11 protein-coding genes are annotated in these 17,903 nt (G+C 49.8%); 6 read left to right on the top strand and 5 right to left on the bottom strand.

The features are described 5' to 3' along the window. Window positions 1-42: 42 nt before the first annotated feature. From FDZ78_RS11905 to FDZ78_RS11895, 3 genes are all read left to right on the top strand, one after another. Window positions 43-2,016 (top strand): ComEC/Rec2 family competence protein, encoded by a 1,974-nt coding sequence (locus tag FDZ78_RS11905; protein ID WP_168190011.1) that lies wholly within the window; start codon window positions 43-45, stop codon window positions 2,014-2,016. Between the two features lie 319 nt (window positions 2,017-2,335). Next, the gene (locus FDZ78_RS11900) at window positions 2,336-2,986 is read left to right on the top strand and encodes an inner membrane CreD family protein (RefSeq protein WP_123398004.1); all 651 of its coding nucleotides are present in this window, start codon (window positions 2,336-2,338) and stop codon (window positions 2,984-2,986) included. Between the two features lie 103 nt (window positions 2,987-3,089). Then, window positions 3,090-4,256, top strand: a complete 1,167-nt coding sequence (locus tag FDZ78_RS11895) for an inner membrane CreD family protein (protein ID WP_168182058.1) — start codon at window positions 3,090-3,092, stop codon at window positions 4,254-4,256. A 110-nt stretch (window positions 4,257-4,366) separates the two neighbouring features. Here the strand turns inward: FDZ78_RS11895 and FDZ78_RS11890 are convergent, their stop codons facing one another. From FDZ78_RS11890 to FDZ78_RS11875, 4 genes are read right to left on the bottom strand one after another with little or no spacing between them, the layout of a single operon-like run. Beyond that, window positions 4,367-4,771 (bottom strand): 2-amino-4-hydroxy-6-hydroxymethyldihydropteridine diphosphokinase, encoded by a 405-nt coding sequence (locus FDZ78_RS11890; protein ID WP_107033091.1) that lies wholly within the window; start codon window positions 4,769-4,771, stop codon window positions 4,367-4,369. Beyond that, entirely contained in the window at window positions 4,768-6,906 is a 2,139-nt protein-coding gene (locus FDZ78_RS11885) for a Tex family protein (protein WP_136408626.1), read from the bottom strand. The genes FDZ78_RS11890 and FDZ78_RS11885 overlap by 4 nt, the downstream gene beginning before the upstream one ends. After that, entirely contained in the window at window positions 6,906-8,102 is a 1,197-nt protein-coding gene (locus FDZ78_RS11880; RefSeq protein ID WP_136408625.1) for a metallophosphoesterase, read from the bottom strand. Before FDZ78_RS11880 ends, FDZ78_RS11885 begins: the two co-directional genes overlap by 1 nt. A gap of 54 nt (window positions 8,103-8,156) precedes the next feature. After that, the gene (locus FDZ78_RS11875) at window positions 8,157-9,326 is read right to left on the bottom strand and encodes an acyltransferase (RefSeq protein WP_107033094.1); all 1,170 of its coding nucleotides are present in this window, start codon (window positions 9,324-9,326) and stop codon (window positions 8,157-8,159) included. 430 nt (window positions 9,327-9,756) lie between these two features. Between FDZ78_RS11875 and FDZ78_RS11870 the strand changes: the two genes are divergently transcribed. Genes FDZ78_RS11870 through FDZ78_RS11860 form a run of 3 tightly spaced genes read left to right on the top strand, consistent with a single transcriptional unit; the run spans window position 9,757 to window position 17,183 of the window. Next, window positions 9,757-11,130, top strand: coding sequence for an ammonium transporter (locus FDZ78_RS11870; protein WP_240597823.1), 1,374 nt, complete (start codon window positions 9,757-9,759; stop codon window positions 11,128-11,130). 41 nt (window positions 11,131-11,171) lie between these two features. After that, window positions 11,172-15,686, top strand: coding sequence for a glutamate synthase large subunit (gene gltB, locus FDZ78_RS11865; protein WP_136408624.1), 4,515 nt, complete (start codon window positions 11,172-11,174; stop codon window positions 15,684-15,686). Window positions 15,687-15,746: 60 nt separating this feature from the next. Further along, the gene (locus FDZ78_RS11860) at window positions 15,747-17,183 is read left to right on the top strand and encodes a glutamate synthase subunit beta (protein WP_136408623.1); all 1,437 of its coding nucleotides are present in this window, start codon (window positions 15,747-15,749) and stop codon (window positions 17,181-17,183) included. Here FDZ78_RS11860 and FDZ78_RS11855 read toward each other — a convergent pair. Beyond that, complete coding sequence (locus FDZ78_RS11855; protein ID WP_136408622.1) at window positions 17,170-17,793, bottom strand: aminodeoxychorismate/anthranilate synthase component II; 624 nt, start codon at window positions 17,791-17,793, stop codon at window positions 17,170-17,172. The two genes, FDZ78_RS11860 and FDZ78_RS11855, sit on opposite strands and share 14 nt — an antisense overlap. Between the last annotated feature and the right edge of the window lie 110 nt (window positions 17,794-17,903).

The raw sequence follows: 17,903 nt of genomic DNA, 5'->3' as shown, positions 1-17,903 counted from the left end.
ACCGGTATCCTTCTGCAGGGGTGTGGTATGGGCGGATTTTTTATGTTCCTACTTACAGCCGGAGCCTTCGCTGCGGCTGTTCTGCACCGTTACAGCATCTCGATACTCCTGATCGCGATGGCTCTTGGCTGCTTGGACAGCGAACTTCATGCTCCGCCGCAATTGCCTACGGAGTTCAGCCAACATTCATACTGCTTTTCAGGTGTCACCACTGAAGTACGCCGTTTCGAGCCCACACAGACTCTGATTGTCAAGATCGACTCCTGCAACGGCCACGCAATCCGGCCTTTCAGAGTCAAAGTCTCGGTGCCGTCATCAGTACCTACTGTCGATGAACGATGGCGCATACATTTTCCGGCAAAACTTGACAACATTGAATATGACCCAGATCTCCCAGATGAAATCGACTACAATTCATCTCTACGGCGCAGCGGAGTCATAGGCCAAGCATTGGTTTCGCCTGACAGCCTCAGAATCATTCAGCCGGAGCCGGGACTTTTAAACACCATCCGCAGACAGCACGAAAAAATCACACTCCTTATAGCTGCCTCAGCGCTGACTGACAAGACTCAGGGATTTCTGAACGCCGCTCTCACAGGAGACCGCTCAATGCTGACAGCAGAGACTCGCGAGATCTTTTCCATAACCGGGCTCTCTCACATACTGGCTCTCAGCGGGCTGCACGTAGGCATAATCGCACTTATAATTTCACTTGTACTTCTGCCTCTCCGACTTACCGGACTGAACAATCTACGCACAATACTCACAATAATCCTCCTGTGGATGTTCGCAATAATGACGGGACTGAGCCCGTCTGTGGTACGCGCTGTGATAATGGCATCGGTCCTTCTGATCTCCGCTATGCTCCAGCGGGTTCGCGCACCGTTCAACTCGCTATGCCTTGCAGCACTGCTGATATTACTTTTCACTCCTCAGGCCATCTATTCGATCGGCTTCCAGCTATCTTTTCTTGCCGTTATATCCATATTGCTGTTTGCTGAGAAGATCAACCCGTTCAGCCGCCGCAACGCCATAGCATACACTTTCGCCACATATCCGGCAGTAACTCTAGCCGCCCTGCTCGGAACCGGGATAGTCAGCGCTTACTATTTCAACATTCTACCTGTCTATGCACTTCCTGTCAATTTCATCAGCGCGTTGCTGCTGCCGCTAATTCTTGGCGGTGGTATCGTACTTCTTTCAGCCAATGCCGCCGGCCTTCAATGGCTCTGGCTTGCAGACTGCGTTGACTCGCTTTACAGTATAATCCTCTCGGCCTCAACCTTTGCAAGCACCCTTCCCGGAGCTGTTGCCGACGGTATCCTACTCCACCCTTTCACTATAGCCGCATGGTTTGTCACTCTTGCAGCATTTGCCATCTGGCTCTACAGGCGCAGACCGGCCGGGCTCGCGGCAACAATTATGCTCTCAGTCTTCACCGTCTTCATCACAGCCTCATTCCGATGCAATGCCGATCCCGGAGCAGAACTCTATATCCCACGCACAGGCCGACATACATCAGTCATTATACGCCATGACAATACTTTGGTCTTCGCCACAACAGCCCGAAACCATGAAACCGGAGATATTATTGACAGTTATACACAAAAATACAGACTTTTCATGCTCAAACGCGGCATTGACTCAATACGCCCGCTCCCGGCTCATTGCCACTCCGGACTGTTCTCCAGACACGACAATCTACTTACATTCCGGACCCATTCCGGCAGACTTACTGAAAGTTCCGCCGATAGTCTATTGACAATTCTAATGGTTTACGACAAATCACATGTCTCTGACTGTGACCGACACATCAGCTATGCACTTGTGTGCAACGGTTTCCGCGGCGACATCAGAGATCTCGCCGCGGAGATCAGACCTGATACAATACTCCTTAGCGCCGATCTGAACCGCAGGCGACATGACCGCTACCGTCAGGAACTGACCGAAGCCGACATACCACACAGATCACTGCGCAACACTCCATTTTCAATAATCCTTAAGCCAATCCACTGACCATTAGACTCCGACAGCGGTCTGTAACCGGCTTCCTTCATCAGTTCATCCCAATTTTCAGGGAGCTCGATCTTTAAGTGGAATATCCTCCGGCGCAGACTTGTCACCGAACTCACAGCTGAGATTACACAAATTGGGGAATGGGGCTCTACCGGCTTCTGTCATAGATATTGCGACGATTGTGCCACACATTTTTTGATCAGTATTTTTGTTTTTCATCTCGTTTTTAATAATTTTGCATTTATAAGTCTGTCATGCTGTTATATGCCATCCAGACATAGCAAACACTATTCTCAGCCAATAAATCACATTTGAATTTATGGAATCACAAACCACTCAGAACATGAACCCGCAAATGGCCCAGGCGCCGAAGCTTCCAACCATCCCGGAACCAAAATATACCATGCGCTGGCTTGGACTACAGACCTTTTTTGTGCTCGGAATCTCGATCATATTCACCATGATCGCATCCGGGATAGACAGTCTCGCGGAATCACGCGCCGAACTGACCCTTCTGAGTGAAGCGGCAAGCACACTGGTCTGCAACTCGACAGGCTACTGCTTTGCCATAACGGCAATCTCGCTGCTGTCACTGACACTTATTGAAATCAGATACCGCAAGACTGTCAACTATCTGCAATATGGACTGACAGGCTGCGCGCTCTGCCTGTTCTTCCTCCTGCTGCTCGCTATGGCCGAAAAAATGCCGTTCTACATCGCTTACGCAATTGTGACAGTCATGACAGTAGGCCTTATAGGCACATTTGTCAAAGGAATTATGGCCTATACTAAAGCAGTTGTCCTGACTGCGGGCATTCTGATTGTGGAATACGGCATCATACTCCTTCTTCTCTACATGGGCTCGATGGCCCTGCTGATTGGCAGTCTGTCACTGTTCGTGATTCTGGCCATAGCCATGTATTTTACACTCAGACTAAAAGTGATAGACCGGGAACTAACAATACAGTGACAAAGCAATGAGCAATCTGCCACCACGCATTACACCTCCGCCATTGCCGGTATTCACGCCTCAGCCCCCTTCAGCCAAACCAAACCGACCTTCCGGACCAGACATGTCAGTCGGACTGAAGATAGTCCTGATGGGGCTGCTCTGCTGTGTGCTCATGATCGGCGCTCTTGCAATATGGCTGATGGCCTATGACCGCAATACAACCAGTGCGGATGTCTCACAGGATATTGTCGGGCAATGGGGCGAAAAGACATATATTGACGGCCCCTTTCTTGCAATCGAGCCGGACACCGACAGTCTTAGACCTGCCGGTATTGTCCCGGTAGCGCTTAACGTGAACGCCAACGTAGAAACCATGTCGCTTCACCGCGGCATCTATGAAGCGGAAGTATTTACAGCTGCCATCAGCATGAAAGGTCACTTCAGATCGTCAGATTTCAAACGTTTTGAGTCCGATTCAATAACAGTCAAAATCGACATTGATCCGCACAACGTAACCGAAACAAGCCCGCTGAAGATCGGTGACACCACATATGCCTGGAGCCGTTCGGATTCGAGCCTTCATGCATGTATCCCTATAGCCGATCTTGATAAAATCGAAGATGTCCCGTTCAGCACCTCGATAAAAGCGCGCGGATCAGGCGGATTTTTCATCATGCCGTCTGCTGACACAAACACTATAACCATCATCGGAAATGCCACCAATCCTTCATTCAGCAGAGAGCAATTGCCGGTCAGCCGCAAGGTAGGCAAAGACGGCTTCTCAGCCAGATGGGAGATACGGCATACTGTTGGCGGCTACAACGTGTGTGAATACGTCGGTGCCGATTTTCTCCTCGGTGTCGACCGCTATCAGAAAGTATGCCGTGCCATAAAATATGCATTCATAATCATCATTCTGACTTTTTTCAGCGTATTTTTCACGGAGACCACCATGCACCGCCCAATACCGATGTTCAATTACTTCCTCATCGGTGTGGCTCTGATCCTGTTCTACTCTCTGCTGCTGGGACTGTCAGAACACATGTCATTCGGAGCAAGCTATCTGATAGCCGCAGTCATGACCATAACCCTTATCACATGCTACATGTGGAAGATGCTCGGCTCAAAAGCTGTCGGCCTTGCCATCTGCGGTGTGCTCTCTATAATGTATGGTTTCTGCTATGTGATGCTATGCATCTCGACCTACGCACTTCTGTTCGGAAGCCTGCTACTGTTCGTGGCACTTGCCGCAACCATGTATGGATCACTGAAAATTCAATATCGGTAAAACACTTACAATCAACAAAAAACCACAGCGGCCACCGGTTATATGCCGGCGACCGCTGTGTTTTTTATATCTGGGTGCATATCCGGAATATCCGGTCCGCAAAGTTCATATCATAATGTCTCATATGCCCCTTTGGCAAGAAGCTCACGATATCCGCAATTGAAATAGTGCCGCTCAAAATCCTTGGGCCTCAGAATATGCTCGTTCCAGATCACAAGATCGAGATCTATTTTGATCATGCCTTTCAATGTATCCTCCATTGTGCGTCCACACTCGGCTTCCCACTCTTTCAGATATTTCACTATAGTCTCACGGTCATGAGAAGTGTAACCATGTACAACAGCATTGAAATACGGTTCATCCTTGCCGTTGAAAGCCTCAGATTCATAGACCGATGAAGCCGAAGCGTTTTCTAAATAGCCGAGCAGATGCTCGATGGCCTGCCCGATCTGACAGCTGCGGTCTGCGGTATTGCTTCCGAGTCCGACCGTACAGGAATTAAGGTTCTCGATCATTGTGCGACTCCTTTCATGGTCAGAGCTATGCGGCCACGTGATGTATCTATGTCCATCACTCTCACTCTGACGTTCTGCCCGATGCTGACTACTTCAGAAGGAGAGGAAATGAAACGCTCGCTGAGTTGAGAAATATGTATCAGGCCGTTTTCCTTCATGCCGAGATCAACAAACACACCGAAGGCAGTTATATTGTTGACCTTTCCGGTAAGCTCCTGGCCTATATGTAGGTCATCTATCGTTCTGACAGAATCATCATAAGGCGTCTCTTCTACTGTCTCACGCGGATCCCGGCCAGGCTTCTCAAGTTCCAGAATGATATCAGTGAGCGTCGGAAGACCGACTTCTTTTGTCACATAACGGTCAAGCTCAATACTGTGGAGCAGATTGCGGTCACGGGCAAGACGAGCCACATCGGCCTTGGCATCAAAGGCTATCTGTTCTACCAGTTCATAGCGTTCAGGGTGAACACCCGTGTTGTCAAGCGGATTAGGCGCTCCAGGAATGCGCAGGAAGCCTGCACACTGCTGAAAAGCCTTCTCTCCCATACGTGGCACCTGAAGCAATTGGTCACGAGAAGTAAAATCGCCATTTTCAGCACGATATTTCACTATGTTGGCAGCCAGCGACGGGCCAATGCCTGAGACATAAGACAGCAACTGCCTGGATGCGGTGTTGACATTCACACCGACTGTATTCACACAGCTTTCAACCACATAGTCCAGCGAATCCTTGAGCTTAGTCTGGTTGACAGCATGCTGATACTGCCCTACACCGATCGCCTTCGGATCAATCTTCACAAGTTCGGCCAGTGGGTCGATCAGGCGGCGACCGATCGATACAGCTCCACGCACAGTGACATCTTCATTCGGGAATTCCTCGCGAGCGACTTCAGAGGCCGAATAGACCGATGCCCCGTTTTCATTCACCATAAACAACTGCACCTTGCGAGGCAACATCACATCACGGATAAAGCGTTCCGTCTCTCGTCCGGCAGTGCCGTTCCCGATAGCTATAGCGTCAATCCGATAGCGATCCACATAAAAACAAAGGGCATCGGCAGCTCCGACAAAGTCATTGGCCGGAGGCGTGGGATAGATGACATCATGCTGAAGCAGATTGCCCTGCTCGTCAAGCACCACAAGTTTGCAGCCTGTGCGGAAACCGGGATCTATAGCAAGCACGCGCTTGCGACCGAGCGGAGCCGCCATCAGGAGCTGGCGCACATTGTCGGCAAACATCTGTATGGCCGCATCATCGCTCTTTTCTTTGGTGGCAGCAGCCACTTCGTTTTCTATCGATGGCCTCATCAGACGACGGTAACCGTCCTTTACAGCACCGCGCACTAGAGACGCACACTCTTCCGATGCGCCCGAACGGACAAACATACGAGAAAGACGGTCAATCATTTCATCGTCATCAATCGTAATCGACACCTTGAGAATTTCTTCCTCTTCTCCGCGGCGCATGGCGAGATAACGGTGAGAATTGCAGGTCCTCAATGGCTCGGAGAAGTTGAAATAGTTCTGATAATTCTTCCCCTCATCTTCCTTACCGGCAATCACTTTGGAATTGATGACAGCCGAACGCTGATAACGTGATCTGACAAGATTCCTTGCTTTCTCGCTCTCGCTTACCCATTCGGCAATTATATCGGATGCTCCGGCCAGAGCCGCACTTATGCTACCGGCTTCCTTTGCAAATTTTTTGGCTTGCTTCTCCACATCAGTCGAGTTCTGAGCCATGATAATTTTTGCCAAAGGCTCAAGCCCAAGAGCTCGCGCAGCTTGCGCACGGGTGTTGCGTTTAGGTTTATACGGAAGATATATATCCTCTAGAGCCACCGGATCAAGTGTCTCGTTTATACGCTCTTCAAGTTCAGCCGTCAGCGCGCCGCGCTCGCGGATCACGTCAAGGATATATTCCTTACGCTTGTCAAGTTCGGAAAGTTCCTGATGGCGCTTCTGAACGGCATGAACTGTCACTTCGTCCATCCCTCCGGTTGCTTCTTTTCGATAACGGGCAATGAAAGGAATAGTAGCTCCTTCATCCAGCAGGCGAAGACATGCCGCCACATGCTTACGCAGATGAGTGCCGAGTTCGGCAGTAATTACATTGGCGTGTACGTTGGCCATTAATGTTGGTTTTTTGCTTTTTTAAGTGTGAATAGAGTAATCTCAGGTGTGGCTCCGACACGCGCCGGAAATCCGACGGTGCCTGTTCCTATATTGACATATAACTGGTGGCTGCCATTGTCATCGGCATAGAGTCCGCCCCATGTCGGATAGCGGTATTTTGCCGGCGACCAGCCGAATATTTCAATCTGCATCGCATGAGTGTGGCCGGAGAGAGAAAGCGGTATATTTATATCTGGCCTGGATGCGATCGAGTCGACCCAATGAGCAGGATTGTGGGTCAGCAATATCTTGACAACACTGTCTGAGTACTGTGGATAGGCATCTGAGAGCGATCCATAGACCGGGAAAGGCGGATCTCCTATATTTTCGACTCCGATAACAGCTATTGAATCACCTCCACGGTGCAGCATAACACATTCATTAAGCAGAAGACGCCAGCCCATATCCTTCTGCAGCGACTTCATAAGATCCATATTGCCCTGCTTCGCTGCCTTATCCGGCCAGGAAGCATAGTCACCATAGTCATGATTTCCAAGTATCGACAATACTCCGTCAGGCGCCGAAAGTTTTGAAAGAGGAGCGGCATGAGGGATCAGTTCCGTACTGCGCGAATTGACTATATCACCTGTAAACACAATCATATCCGCATCCAGAGCATTGACCCTGTCAGCAAGAGTCGAAACGAACGATGTGTCTGAGCCAAATGTCCCAACGTGCAGATCCGAGATCTGGGCAATACGATAGCCGTCAAAACCGTCTGGCAACCCGTCAATACCTATCTCGACTTCATTTACATCAATATGGAACCTATTGATCATAGAAGCCCACAGCATCACACCGAGCACACCGACACCGGTCACCGAAGCGATTGCCGAAAGCCATCTGAGCCGTTTGCGTCTGAGCAACTGCGGAATTCTGGCTGCCAGATCTATGATAACAAAAGCGTATTTTGCGAAATAGACAGATATATATATGTAGATCATCCACATCACAGCCAGCAGAGCGCTCTCTGACGATGTGCGTGGCATCAGCAATGCCACAACAATCAATATAAACAGCGCCACCGCGCTCCACAGATGGACCTGTGCCGGAATCCGGCTCCTGAACCGATGCGTCAGAGCCTTGTAGATATATGTATCAACAAGGAGGTTGACAATAATGGCTATAAGAAGCGGGAACAGTGGAAGACGCATGGATTAAATTCTACTCTTTTTGATTGACTGTTGAATATATCTCTGTATTATCTATCAACAGCTACCGGAGGCAAGAAGTTTGTTGCGTAGCGGATTTGCATACATCATATACATATATGTCCGCATGAAATTCCGTTCCTGAGGGGTCACATCAGTGATATCAACCTTGTCAAGCTGCCCTTCGACATATTCGGTGACTTTTGCAATATCTTCTTCCGTATAGCGGTCACGATACATATCTGAATCAAACGCATGATCATAAGCCACATAGTTGATCGGATAGATTCTATAGCCGCTGTGTATCGAACTGTCTATCTGATGGCAGATACGGCTCAGAGACTCCTGCTTGTCAGCATCCGCAGGAATAGCTTCAATCATCGGCGAAATGCAGTTTGCAAAAGATATGTGGACACGGCCTTTGTATTGCATCAGACCTGTTTCCATCGAGAAAAGATCGTCACGCTTGCTTTTCTTGAATTCCGGATCGCGATGACGGAGCAGGTATTCGCGGGCTTTCAGATAGTCATTCGGATCATATTCATATGATATGGCTGCCGGACAAATGTTGATTTCGGCCAGATTTTCAGTCAGCGTGCCTCCGCCTGAAAGTCCGAGCATTTTAAGCACACTTTCCTGAGTGTGGTCGCTCGAATCCTTTGCCCTGCCCTGCCTCTGTGCGATCCAGACGCTTTCATGCTTTTGGGTTATAGCATAATGTATATAGGATGAAAGCTGGCGCGCCGCATCAAGAGCCTGACGGGTCGGGAGGTTACGTTTGACAATGAAACTTCCGTTGAGCTTCACGAGATGTGTGATCCATTCGTAAATAAGCAAGTTGTCGCCAATCGCCACTTCTGATGTGGGCATATCACGACGCAGGAAGATCAGATTGATAAACGAGGCATCAAGAACAATATCTCTGTGATTTGTTATGAATGTATAACGTTTTGAGGGATCAATTTTTTCCACGCCTGAGGCCGTAACACCGGCTGTGGTTTTCCGTTCAAGTTCATCAAGGAAATCAGCCATTATCCGTGACTGGAATTCCTGCTTGTTATTGCAGGCAGTCAGCAGGCCTATGAATTGATCATAATCAATGTCAGGAAGAACCCAGCGGATAGCATGTTCAAATCCCGGCTCAGATACCATCTTGGCGATAGCTGTCCGAAACTGCTTTTCATCATAAGGGGCTATCTCTGAGAAATCGAAATTATTTGCGTCCATTGCGCTATAGATGGGGTTTATTTTAAGTTTATAAACCAAAAAATAGATGAAACAATACTTGGCTCAAAGGTAGATGATTTTAGTGTCACATGCAAACGATTTTAAAATTTATTGATTTAGACGGCCCCTTATTAAGATTTTTTTAGCTTCTACCGGACTAAACCTTACTACTTACATATAACAGCCGTGATCTCAGCAATTTAATCATTCAGCCCACACAGCCGCGGGCAGCTCACACGTTTAGAAATTTGACATTTTAAGACCTACACAAAAAGAAATTTGTCAATATATTTGCCAATCTACAAACAAAGTGTTACTTTTGCAACATCTCGAAAGATTTTTTAAGATTGTTTTTTGTTCAGATTCATAGTAAATAACTGAAGATATGATTTTAAATGGTAAAAAGGTCAGCTCAGGCTGGCTATTTGTTATGACTGCATTGATCGCAGCAAGCATCATCGGAGTAAAATCAGAATTTTCTGAAGAACTCTTCACTCTACCCGGAGACCACCTTTGGGCCAACATAGCATGGATGATAACCGCCACCATATTCGTGCTCATGATGACTCCGGGGCTGTCATTTTTCTACGGCGGTATGGTCAGGCCGAAAAATGTGATCTCCACGATGCTACAGAGCTTCATTGTCATGGGCTTTGTAAGTGTAATCTGGGTCGTGTTCGGCTTCGGTCTCGCTTTCGGTGACGATGTCTGGCATGTCATTGGAAACCCTGCCGACTTCTTCATGATGAAAAATGTAGGTGTAGGCAATATTACTGATGTAAAAACAGATCTGTCGCAGATCGGAATAGCCACTACCACAATACCCCTTGCCCTGTTTGCACTTTTCCAGATGAAATTCGCCATAATTACCCCCTCGCTTATCACCGGGGCCTTTGCGGAACGTGTCCATTTCTCAGGCTATCTGTTGTTTATGGTACTTTGGACTATCATAGTATATTGCCCGTTGGCACACTGCACATGGCATCCGGAAGGTCTGTTCGGCATGATGCATGTACATGACTATGCAGGGGGTATAGTGGTCCACGCAGCTTCCGGAATCGCGGCTCTGGCAGGTGCGATGTTTCTCGGACGCCGCCATCAGGAAGCAGGCGAAAGCATCAAGCCGGCCAATGTTCCGTTTGTCCTGCTCGGCGCGGCTTTGCTATGGCTCGGTTGGTTCGGATTCAACGGCGGAAGCTCACTTGCCGCTGACGGGATTGCCGTAGCTGCGTTTCTCAACACAAACACAGCAGCTGCAGTCGCAATGGTCGGCTGGATCACACTTGACGCTATCCGCGGGCACAAGCCTTCGGCTATGGGCGCTGCCATCGGAGCAGTGGTCGGTCTGGTTGCCATCACACCCTGCGCCGGTTGGGTAACGCTCGGCCAGAGCATATTCATAGCGCTGTTCATAACCATATGCTGCAATATGGCGGTTGCCTGGAAAGGCTACAGCAATCTTCTTGATGATGCACTTGACGTGTTTCCCACTCATGGCCTCGGCGGCATCATCGGCACAATCCTCACCGGCGTTTTCGCTTATGACTTCTTTGCTCAGGGTAATCCCGACATGATTTCCCGCAGTGAATTCTTCCGGAACCATATTATTGTACTCGCACTGGTATTTATCTACACATTCATAATGAGCTACGGCCTCTACTGGCTTACAGATAAAATCATCCCAATGAGAGTTTCCGGCTGGAACGAACACCTCGGACTCGATGCCTCACAGCATGGCGAGGAATATGCGGCCGAGACACTCCCGTCAGACAACGACTGGATGAAAAGTGTGGAAGAAAACTGATCTGAATCCTATATATAATACGTCTGACTCTAATAATACAAATGTATATGCAGAAAACTATCAGGAATGCCGAAGGGCTCTATGACCCGCGGTTCGAACATGACGCCTGTGGTGTCGGGCTGCTGGTCAACGTGCGTGGAATCAAGTCACACCAGCTTGTCGAGAAAGGTCTCCAGGTCCTGGAACATATGGTCCACCGCGGGGCGGAAGGTGCTGACCCCAAAACCGGCGACGGAGCTGGAATCATGGTCCAGATTCCACATGAATTCATTCTCCTGCAGGGAATTCCTGTGCCTGAAAAAGGACGCTATGGGACCGGATTGGTATTCATGCCTCATGACGAAGACTCTCGCCAGATAATGCTCGGCATAATCGAACGCGAAGCCATTGACTTAGGGCTGAAACTGATCGCCGTCCGCGATGTACCGACAAACAACGAGCAGCTTGGATCTGTGGCACGCGCCGCCGAACCATGCATCAAACAGATTTTCGTTGCTGATGAAGAAAGCGACAAACCGGTGGAGCTACGCCTTTACCTGCTGCGCAAAGCCGTTGAGAACAAGGTGCGATCACTCTCGCTTGAGGGAAAAGATAATTTCTACATTGTCTCACTGTCATCACGCATCATTGTCTATAAAGGTATGCTGTCGAGCCTTCAGCTGCGCTATTATTTTCCTGACCTTATGAACCCGCGTTTCACCACAGCGATGGCGCTTGTTCATTCCCGCTTCAGCACCAATACCTTTCCCACCTGGTCTCTGGCCCAGCCTTTCAGAATGCTCGGTCATAACGGTGAGATAAACACCATCCAGGGAAACAGGCTGTGGATGAAAGCCCGTGAGTGTATGCTGAAACCGGCAGTCTTCGGCGAACGAGACATGGCTCCGGTCATTCAGCCCGGCATGAGCGATTCTGCATCACTTGACAATGTGCTTGAATTTTTCGTCATGTCAGGCATGAGTCTGCCTCGCGCACTGGCCATGCTCGTACCGGAGTCGTTCAACGACAAGAATCCTATTTCCCCGGAGCTTAAAGCATTCTACGAATACAACTCGATCCTCATGGAAGCCTGGGACGGCCCGGCAGCTCTATTGTTCAGCGATGGCCGTTATGCCGGAGGTATGCTTGACCGCAACGGTCTGCGCCCGGCCCGCTATCTCATCACCAACAATGACACCGTTGTATTGGCATCGGAAATGGGCGTGCTTCCATTCGATGCTTCGGAAGTCAAGGAGAAAGGCAGACTGCGTCCGGGCAAAATGCTCATGGTCGATATGGAAGAAGGGAAAATCTACCACGATGCTGAACTCAAAGAAGCCCTTGCGTCCGAATTCCCTTATCGCGACTGGCTTTCGCGCAACAGGATCAACCTTGACAATATCAGCTCAGGCCGTAAGGTTGAGAACACCGTAACGGATTTCCGCCGCAAGCTTCATGCATTCCTCTATAACCGCGAAGAGGTCGAGAAGATAATCACCCCTATGCTGACAGACGGGAAGGAGCCTGTCAACTCGATGGGCAAAGACACCCCTCTTGCAGTTCTATCGGAAGAACCACAGTTACTCTTCAACTATTTCCGTCAGCATTTCGCTCAGGTCACCAACCCGGCCATAGATCCGCTGCGTGAAGAGCTTGTCATGAGTCTTGACAGCTATATCGGAGCCGTGAAACTTAATTTGCTTGATCCGTCGCCTGAGTTATGCAAGATGGTTCTGCTCAAGAGGCCTATCATCACTAACCGCGAACTCGACTTGCTCTGCAATCTGCGCTACAAGGGCTTCAATACCCGCAAATTGTCTATGACCTTCCCTGCGGCTGAAGGACATGAAGGTCTTGTAAAGGCAATAGAACGCCTCTGCCGCGAAGCCGAAGAGGCTGTGGATGAAGGCTGCAACTACGTTATTCTGTCAGACCGTGGGGTTGACAGTGAGAACGCACCCGTACCGTCACTTTTAGCAACCTCTGCGGTCCATCACCATCTCATCGACTGCAAAAAACGCGTACAGACAGCTCTGATCATCGAGACCGCCGATGCCCGCGAGGTAATGCACTTCGCATTGCTCAGCGGCTATGGAGCAAGTGCCGTCAATCCTTATCTTGCCTTTGCCGTGATTGACGATATTGTAAAGCGCCACGACATACAGCTTGACTTCGACACCGCATCAAAAAACTATATCAAGGCCGTTGACAAAGGATTGCTGAAAGTTATGTCGAAAATGGGAATATCGACAATCACAAGCTACAAAGGCGCGCAACTCTTTGAAGCCGTCGGACTGTCCGAGGGCATGTGTCGTGAATATTTCGGCAACACGGTCAGCAAAATAGGCGGCGTAGACATAGGACTGCTGTCACGCGACATAACCGCCGCACATAAAGAAGCTTTTTCAGAAGACTTCAACACCGAAAGTCCGCTGCCGTTCATAGGCCAGTATGCATTCCGCAAAGACGGCGAAAGCCATGCCTGGAATCCTGAGACAATCGCCACGCTGCAACTTGCCACCCGCCTCGGTAGCTATAAAAAGTTCAAAGAGTTCACATCGCTGGTCGACAATAAGCCCAAGCCCATATTCATCCGCGATTTTCTTGATTTCAAAAAAGGGACGCCCATATCGCTTGATGAAGTAGAGTCAGAAGAAGATATCATGAAGCGCTTTGTCACCGGCGCAATGAGCTTCGGGTCAATCAGCCGTGAGGCTCATGAAGCGCTCGGCATAGCCATGAATGCCATTGGTGCGCGCAGCAATACAGGCGAGGGAGGTGAAGACCCCGAACGTTTTGCCCAGCGTCCTGACGGTTCATCTGCCCGTTCTGCCATCAAACAGGTGGCATCAGGCCGCTTCGGCGTGACAACCGAATATCTTGTCAACGCCGATGAAATACAGATCAAGGTAGCGCAGGGGGCCAAACCGGGTGAGGGAGGCCAGCTTCCGGGATTCAAGGTCGACAAGATCATAGCCCGGACACGCCACTCGATTCCGGGCATTTCGCTCATCTCTCCCCCGCCCCACCATGACATATATTCCATCGAAGATCTCGCGCAACTCATTTTTGACCTCAAAAATGTCAACCCTGCGGCTAAAGTAAGCGTAAAACTTGTATCGGAGAGCGGAGTAGGAACAATTGCAGCCGGAGTAGCCAAAGCAAAAAGCGATCTCATAACAATCAGTGGCAGCGATGGTGGCACGGGAGCCTCTCCGGCAAGTTCGATCCGCTATGCCGGCGTACCGGTAGAGATCGGACTGGCCGAGACGCAGCAGACCCTTGTCATCAACAATCTGCGCGGACAAGTGAAACTCCAGGCCGACGGACAGCTCAAAAGCGCACGCGATGTGATCATCATGGCGATGCTCGGAGCGGAAGAATACGGCTTTGCCACGAGCGCACTTATTGTGCTCGGCTGCGTCATGATGCGCAAATGTCACAAAAACACCTGTCCAGTGGGCGTAGCGACCCAGAATGAGGAACTGCGTAAACGTTTTGCCGGACGCTCGGAATATGTTGTAAACTTTTTCCGTTTCCTTGCCCGTGAAATCAGAGAGACTTTAGCCGAGACAGGCGTGAGGAAACTCGATGAAATCATAGGCCGTACCGATATGCTCTTTGTCAAAGCCGGTATGGAAAATGGGAAAACCGCCGGACTCGACTTCAGCAGGCTGCTTCATATGCCGGAAGAGACACAGACAAACGCCATAATAAATGTAATAACACAAAAGCATGACATCGACCATGTGCTTGACCGCGAGATCATAAGCCGTTGCTATCCTGCCATCGAATCAGGAATGCCGGTAGAACTTGAATTCCCGATCTGCAACACCGACCGATCTGTCGGAGCCATGCTGTCAGGTGTGATAGCTAAAAAATTCGGCAATAACGGACTTCCTGACAACACCATCAACTGCACTTTCAAAGGAGCGGCCGGACAGAGTTTCGGAGCATTCCTCGCCCACGGAATTTCATTCCGCCTGGAGGGAGACGCCAATGACTACGTAGGCAAGGGCCTATCCGGAGGCAAGATCTTAATCGTGCCCCCTCAGGGATCCTCATTCAAGCCTCAGGAAAACATCATTGCAGGAAACACCATATTATATGGTGCCACATCAGGCGAAATCTATATCAACGGCCGTGTGGGCGAACGTTTCTGCGTCAGAAACTCCGGAGCAACCGCAGTGGTTGAAGGTGTCGGAGACCACTGCTGCGAGTACATGACCGGCGGCCGCACCGTAGTTCTTGGCTCTACCGGGCGTAACTTCGCAGCCGGCATGAGCGGAGGCATCGCTTATGTCTGGAATCCTGACGGCGATTTTGACTACTTCTGCAACATGGAAATGGTGGAACTCTCTCTGATCGAGGAGATGGCTGACAACCGTGAGCTATACAAACTCATCAGCAACCACTACCGCCATACCCACAGTCCGCTCGCCGGAGCCATGCTTGATGACTGGGACAACTATGTGGGTCAGTTCATAAAAGTGATTCCTATCGAATACAAGAAGGTGCTTCACGATGAAAAAGTGGCAAATCTTGAGCGTCGAATAGCCTCCATGCAGATGGACTGATCACCGGAAGGCTCTCAAAAATCCGTTATTACACCACCACACTCTAACGCAATCAAAAAAATGGGAAATCCTACTGCATTTCTTAATATACCGCGCAAGGAAGCCGGCTATCGCCCGGTGCACGATCGCGTCAATGACTATGGAGAAGTCGAACAGACCCTCAACACTGAAGACCGCCGCCTGCAGGCATCACGCTGCATGGAATGCGGAGTGCCATTCTGCCACTGGAGCTGTCCGCTTGGCAACAGACAGCCGGAGTGGCAGGACCGCCTGTATAAAAACGATATCAAAGGAGCATATGAACTGCTGACAATGACCGATGACTTCCCGGAATTCACCGGGCGCGTCTGTCCGGCACTCTGTGAGAAAGGCTGTGTGCTCAACAAGCAGCACGAGGCCGTCACTATCCGTGAGAATGAGGCAGCCATAGTGGAGCGAGCCTTCGCCGAAGGCTATGTGACATCCCGCCCACCCAAAAAACGTAGCGGCCGGCGCGTAGCGGTGATAGGATCAGGGCCTGCCGGACTTGCCTGTGCCAACCAACTCAACCAGAAAGGTCACAGTGTGACTGTCTTTGAAAAAAACGAAGCTCCCGGAGGTTTGCTCCGCTTTGGCATACCTGATTTCAAGCTGAACAAAAGCATTATCGACCGTCGTCTGAATCTGCTGAAAGAAGAAGGCATAGAGTTTCGATGCGGAGTCAAGGCAGGAACAGACATCTCAATCGAAGATCTATTGAAAGACTTCGATGCTGTCTGTCTGGCAATGGGTGCGGAAGTGGCCCGTGATCTCAATGTGGAAGGACGAGATCTGAAAGGAGTTCATTTCGCTCTTGAACTTCTTCAGCAGCAGAACAGAGTAAATGCCGGAGTAGAGATCAGCCGTGAAAACCGAATTTCAGCCAAAGGGAAAAACGTGCTTGTGATCGGCGGCGGCGACACTGGGAGCGACTGTGTGGGCACAGCTCACAGGCAAGGCGCGCTTTCAGTCACTCAGATAGAGATCATGCCCAAGCCTCCAGTCGGTGACAATCCAGACACTCCGTGGCCCTACTGGCCTGTAGTGCTCAAAACTTCGAGTTCACATCTTGAAGGATGTGATCGCAGATGGCTGCTTGACACCCGCAAGTTCATCGCCGACAAGGAGGGTCGCGTCAAGGAAGTGGAAGTTGAAGAAGTCAGATGGGAAAAGGAGCCTGAAAGCGGACGCATGAAGCTGATACATACCGGTAATACCGATGTGATCAAAGCAGAACTTGTACTGCTGGCTATGGGGTTCACCAATCCGGTTGCAGAAGGTATAATCGATGCTCTCAAAGTCGACAAGGACGCCCGTGGCAATGTCTGCACCGACTCCTCAGGCCAGTCAAGCGTCAAGAAAGTGTTCGCAGCCGGCGATGTTGCCACCGGAGCATCACTTGTAGTCCGCTGCATCGCTTCCGGACGGAATGCCGCCAAGGGAATTCACGCCTACCTCTCAAGCCTCAACCAAGACTGACGGCGCGGCTAGTCTGGGATCGGACTATTGAAAGAAATCCACCTATTATATCGGCGCCACAGTTGCTTATAATGCTTTCCGGATGAAACTGAAGGCCAAAAATCGGCAATTCAGTATGGCGTACAGACATTATGTTGCCGTCTTCGTCTTGCGAACTTACTGCAAGCGATGGCGGCAGCGTTTCTTTTGCCACAATCCATGAATGGTAACGCCCTACAGTAATTGCCTCACACTCTATACATCCGAGCAACGGATCAGAAGAATCGACATTTTTCAATCTCGACAGATGACCGTGAGCAGGATGGTCAAGATGCGTGAGCGATGCGCCGAAATACTCCGCGATAGCCTGGCATCCGAGACAGATTCCCAGAATCGGTTTGGTATGCGAACACAAATCAATAGCTTTCATCAGACCTGACGCTTCTGCCGGCAAACCCGGTCCGGGGGAGATTATAAGCGCATCATAATTATCAATACTGTCAAATGGAATTTCATCGTTTTTGACCACATTCCACGAAAACTGGAACGGCATCCTGTTGACACAGTCTCTCAATAGCCCTATTATGTTATGGACAAATGAATCGTGGTTGTCAATAATAAGCAGCCGCATATGCGTTGATGTGATTCTGTCGGTCTTTATGGTCTGATTAATGCCGAACTTCGGGGCTGCAAAATTACATTTTATTTAATATCCATCCAATTATTTTCATAATTTTGTGG

Origin of the sequence: Duncaniella sp. B8, from assembly GCF_005304985.1 — a bacterium.
In the GTDB taxonomy this organism is placed as follows: Bacteria; Bacteroidota; Bacteroidia; order Bacteroidales; family Muribaculaceae; genus Duncaniella; species Duncaniella muris.
The sequence above is the reverse complement of the archived record's forward strand: the minus strand, read 5'-3'. Positions and strand labels throughout refer to the sequence as shown.

What these genes read in the sequence shown, in the direction of transcription:
- FDZ78_RS11905 (WP_168190011.1), top strand. Translation starts at nt 43, where the DNA reads ATGTTCCTACTTACAGCCGGAGCCTTCGCTGCGGCTGTTCTGCACCGT.
- FDZ78_RS11900 (WP_123398004.1), top strand. Translation starts at nt 2,336, where the DNA reads ATGGAATCACAAACCACTCAGAACATGAACCCGCAAATGGCCCAGGCG.
- FDZ78_RS11895 (WP_168182058.1), top strand. Translation starts at nt 3,090, where the DNA reads ATGTCAGTCGGACTGAAGATAGTCCTGATGGGGCTGCTCTGCTGTGTG.
- FDZ78_RS11890 (WP_107033091.1), bottom strand. Translation starts at nt 4,771, where the DNA reads ATGATCGAGAACCTTAATTCCTGTACGGTCGGACTCGGAAGCAATACC.
- FDZ78_RS11885 (WP_136408626.1), bottom strand. Translation starts at nt 6,906, where the DNA reads ATGGCCAACGTACACGCCAATGTAATTACTGCCGAACTCGGCACTCAT.
- FDZ78_RS11880 (WP_136408625.1), bottom strand. Translation starts at nt 8,102, where the DNA reads ATGCGTCTTCCACTGTTCCCGCTTCTTATAGCCATTATTGTCAACCTC.
- FDZ78_RS11875 (WP_107033094.1), bottom strand. Translation starts at nt 9,326, where the DNA reads ATGGACGCAAATAATTTCGATTTCTCAGAGATAGCCCCTTATGATGAA.
- FDZ78_RS11870 (WP_240597823.1), top strand. Translation starts at nt 9,757, where the DNA reads ATGACTGCATTGATCGCAGCAAGCATCATCGGAGTAAAATCAGAATTT.
- gltB (WP_136408624.1), top strand. Translation starts at nt 11,172, where the DNA reads ATGTATATGCAGAAAACTATCAGGAATGCCGAAGGGCTCTATGACCCG.
- FDZ78_RS11860 (WP_136408623.1), top strand. Translation starts at nt 15,747, where the DNA reads ATGGGAAATCCTACTGCATTTCTTAATATACCGCGCAAGGAAGCCGGC.
- FDZ78_RS11855 (WP_136408622.1), bottom strand. Translation starts at nt 17,793, where the DNA reads ATGCGGCTGCTTATTATTGACAACCACGATTCATTTGTCCATAACATA.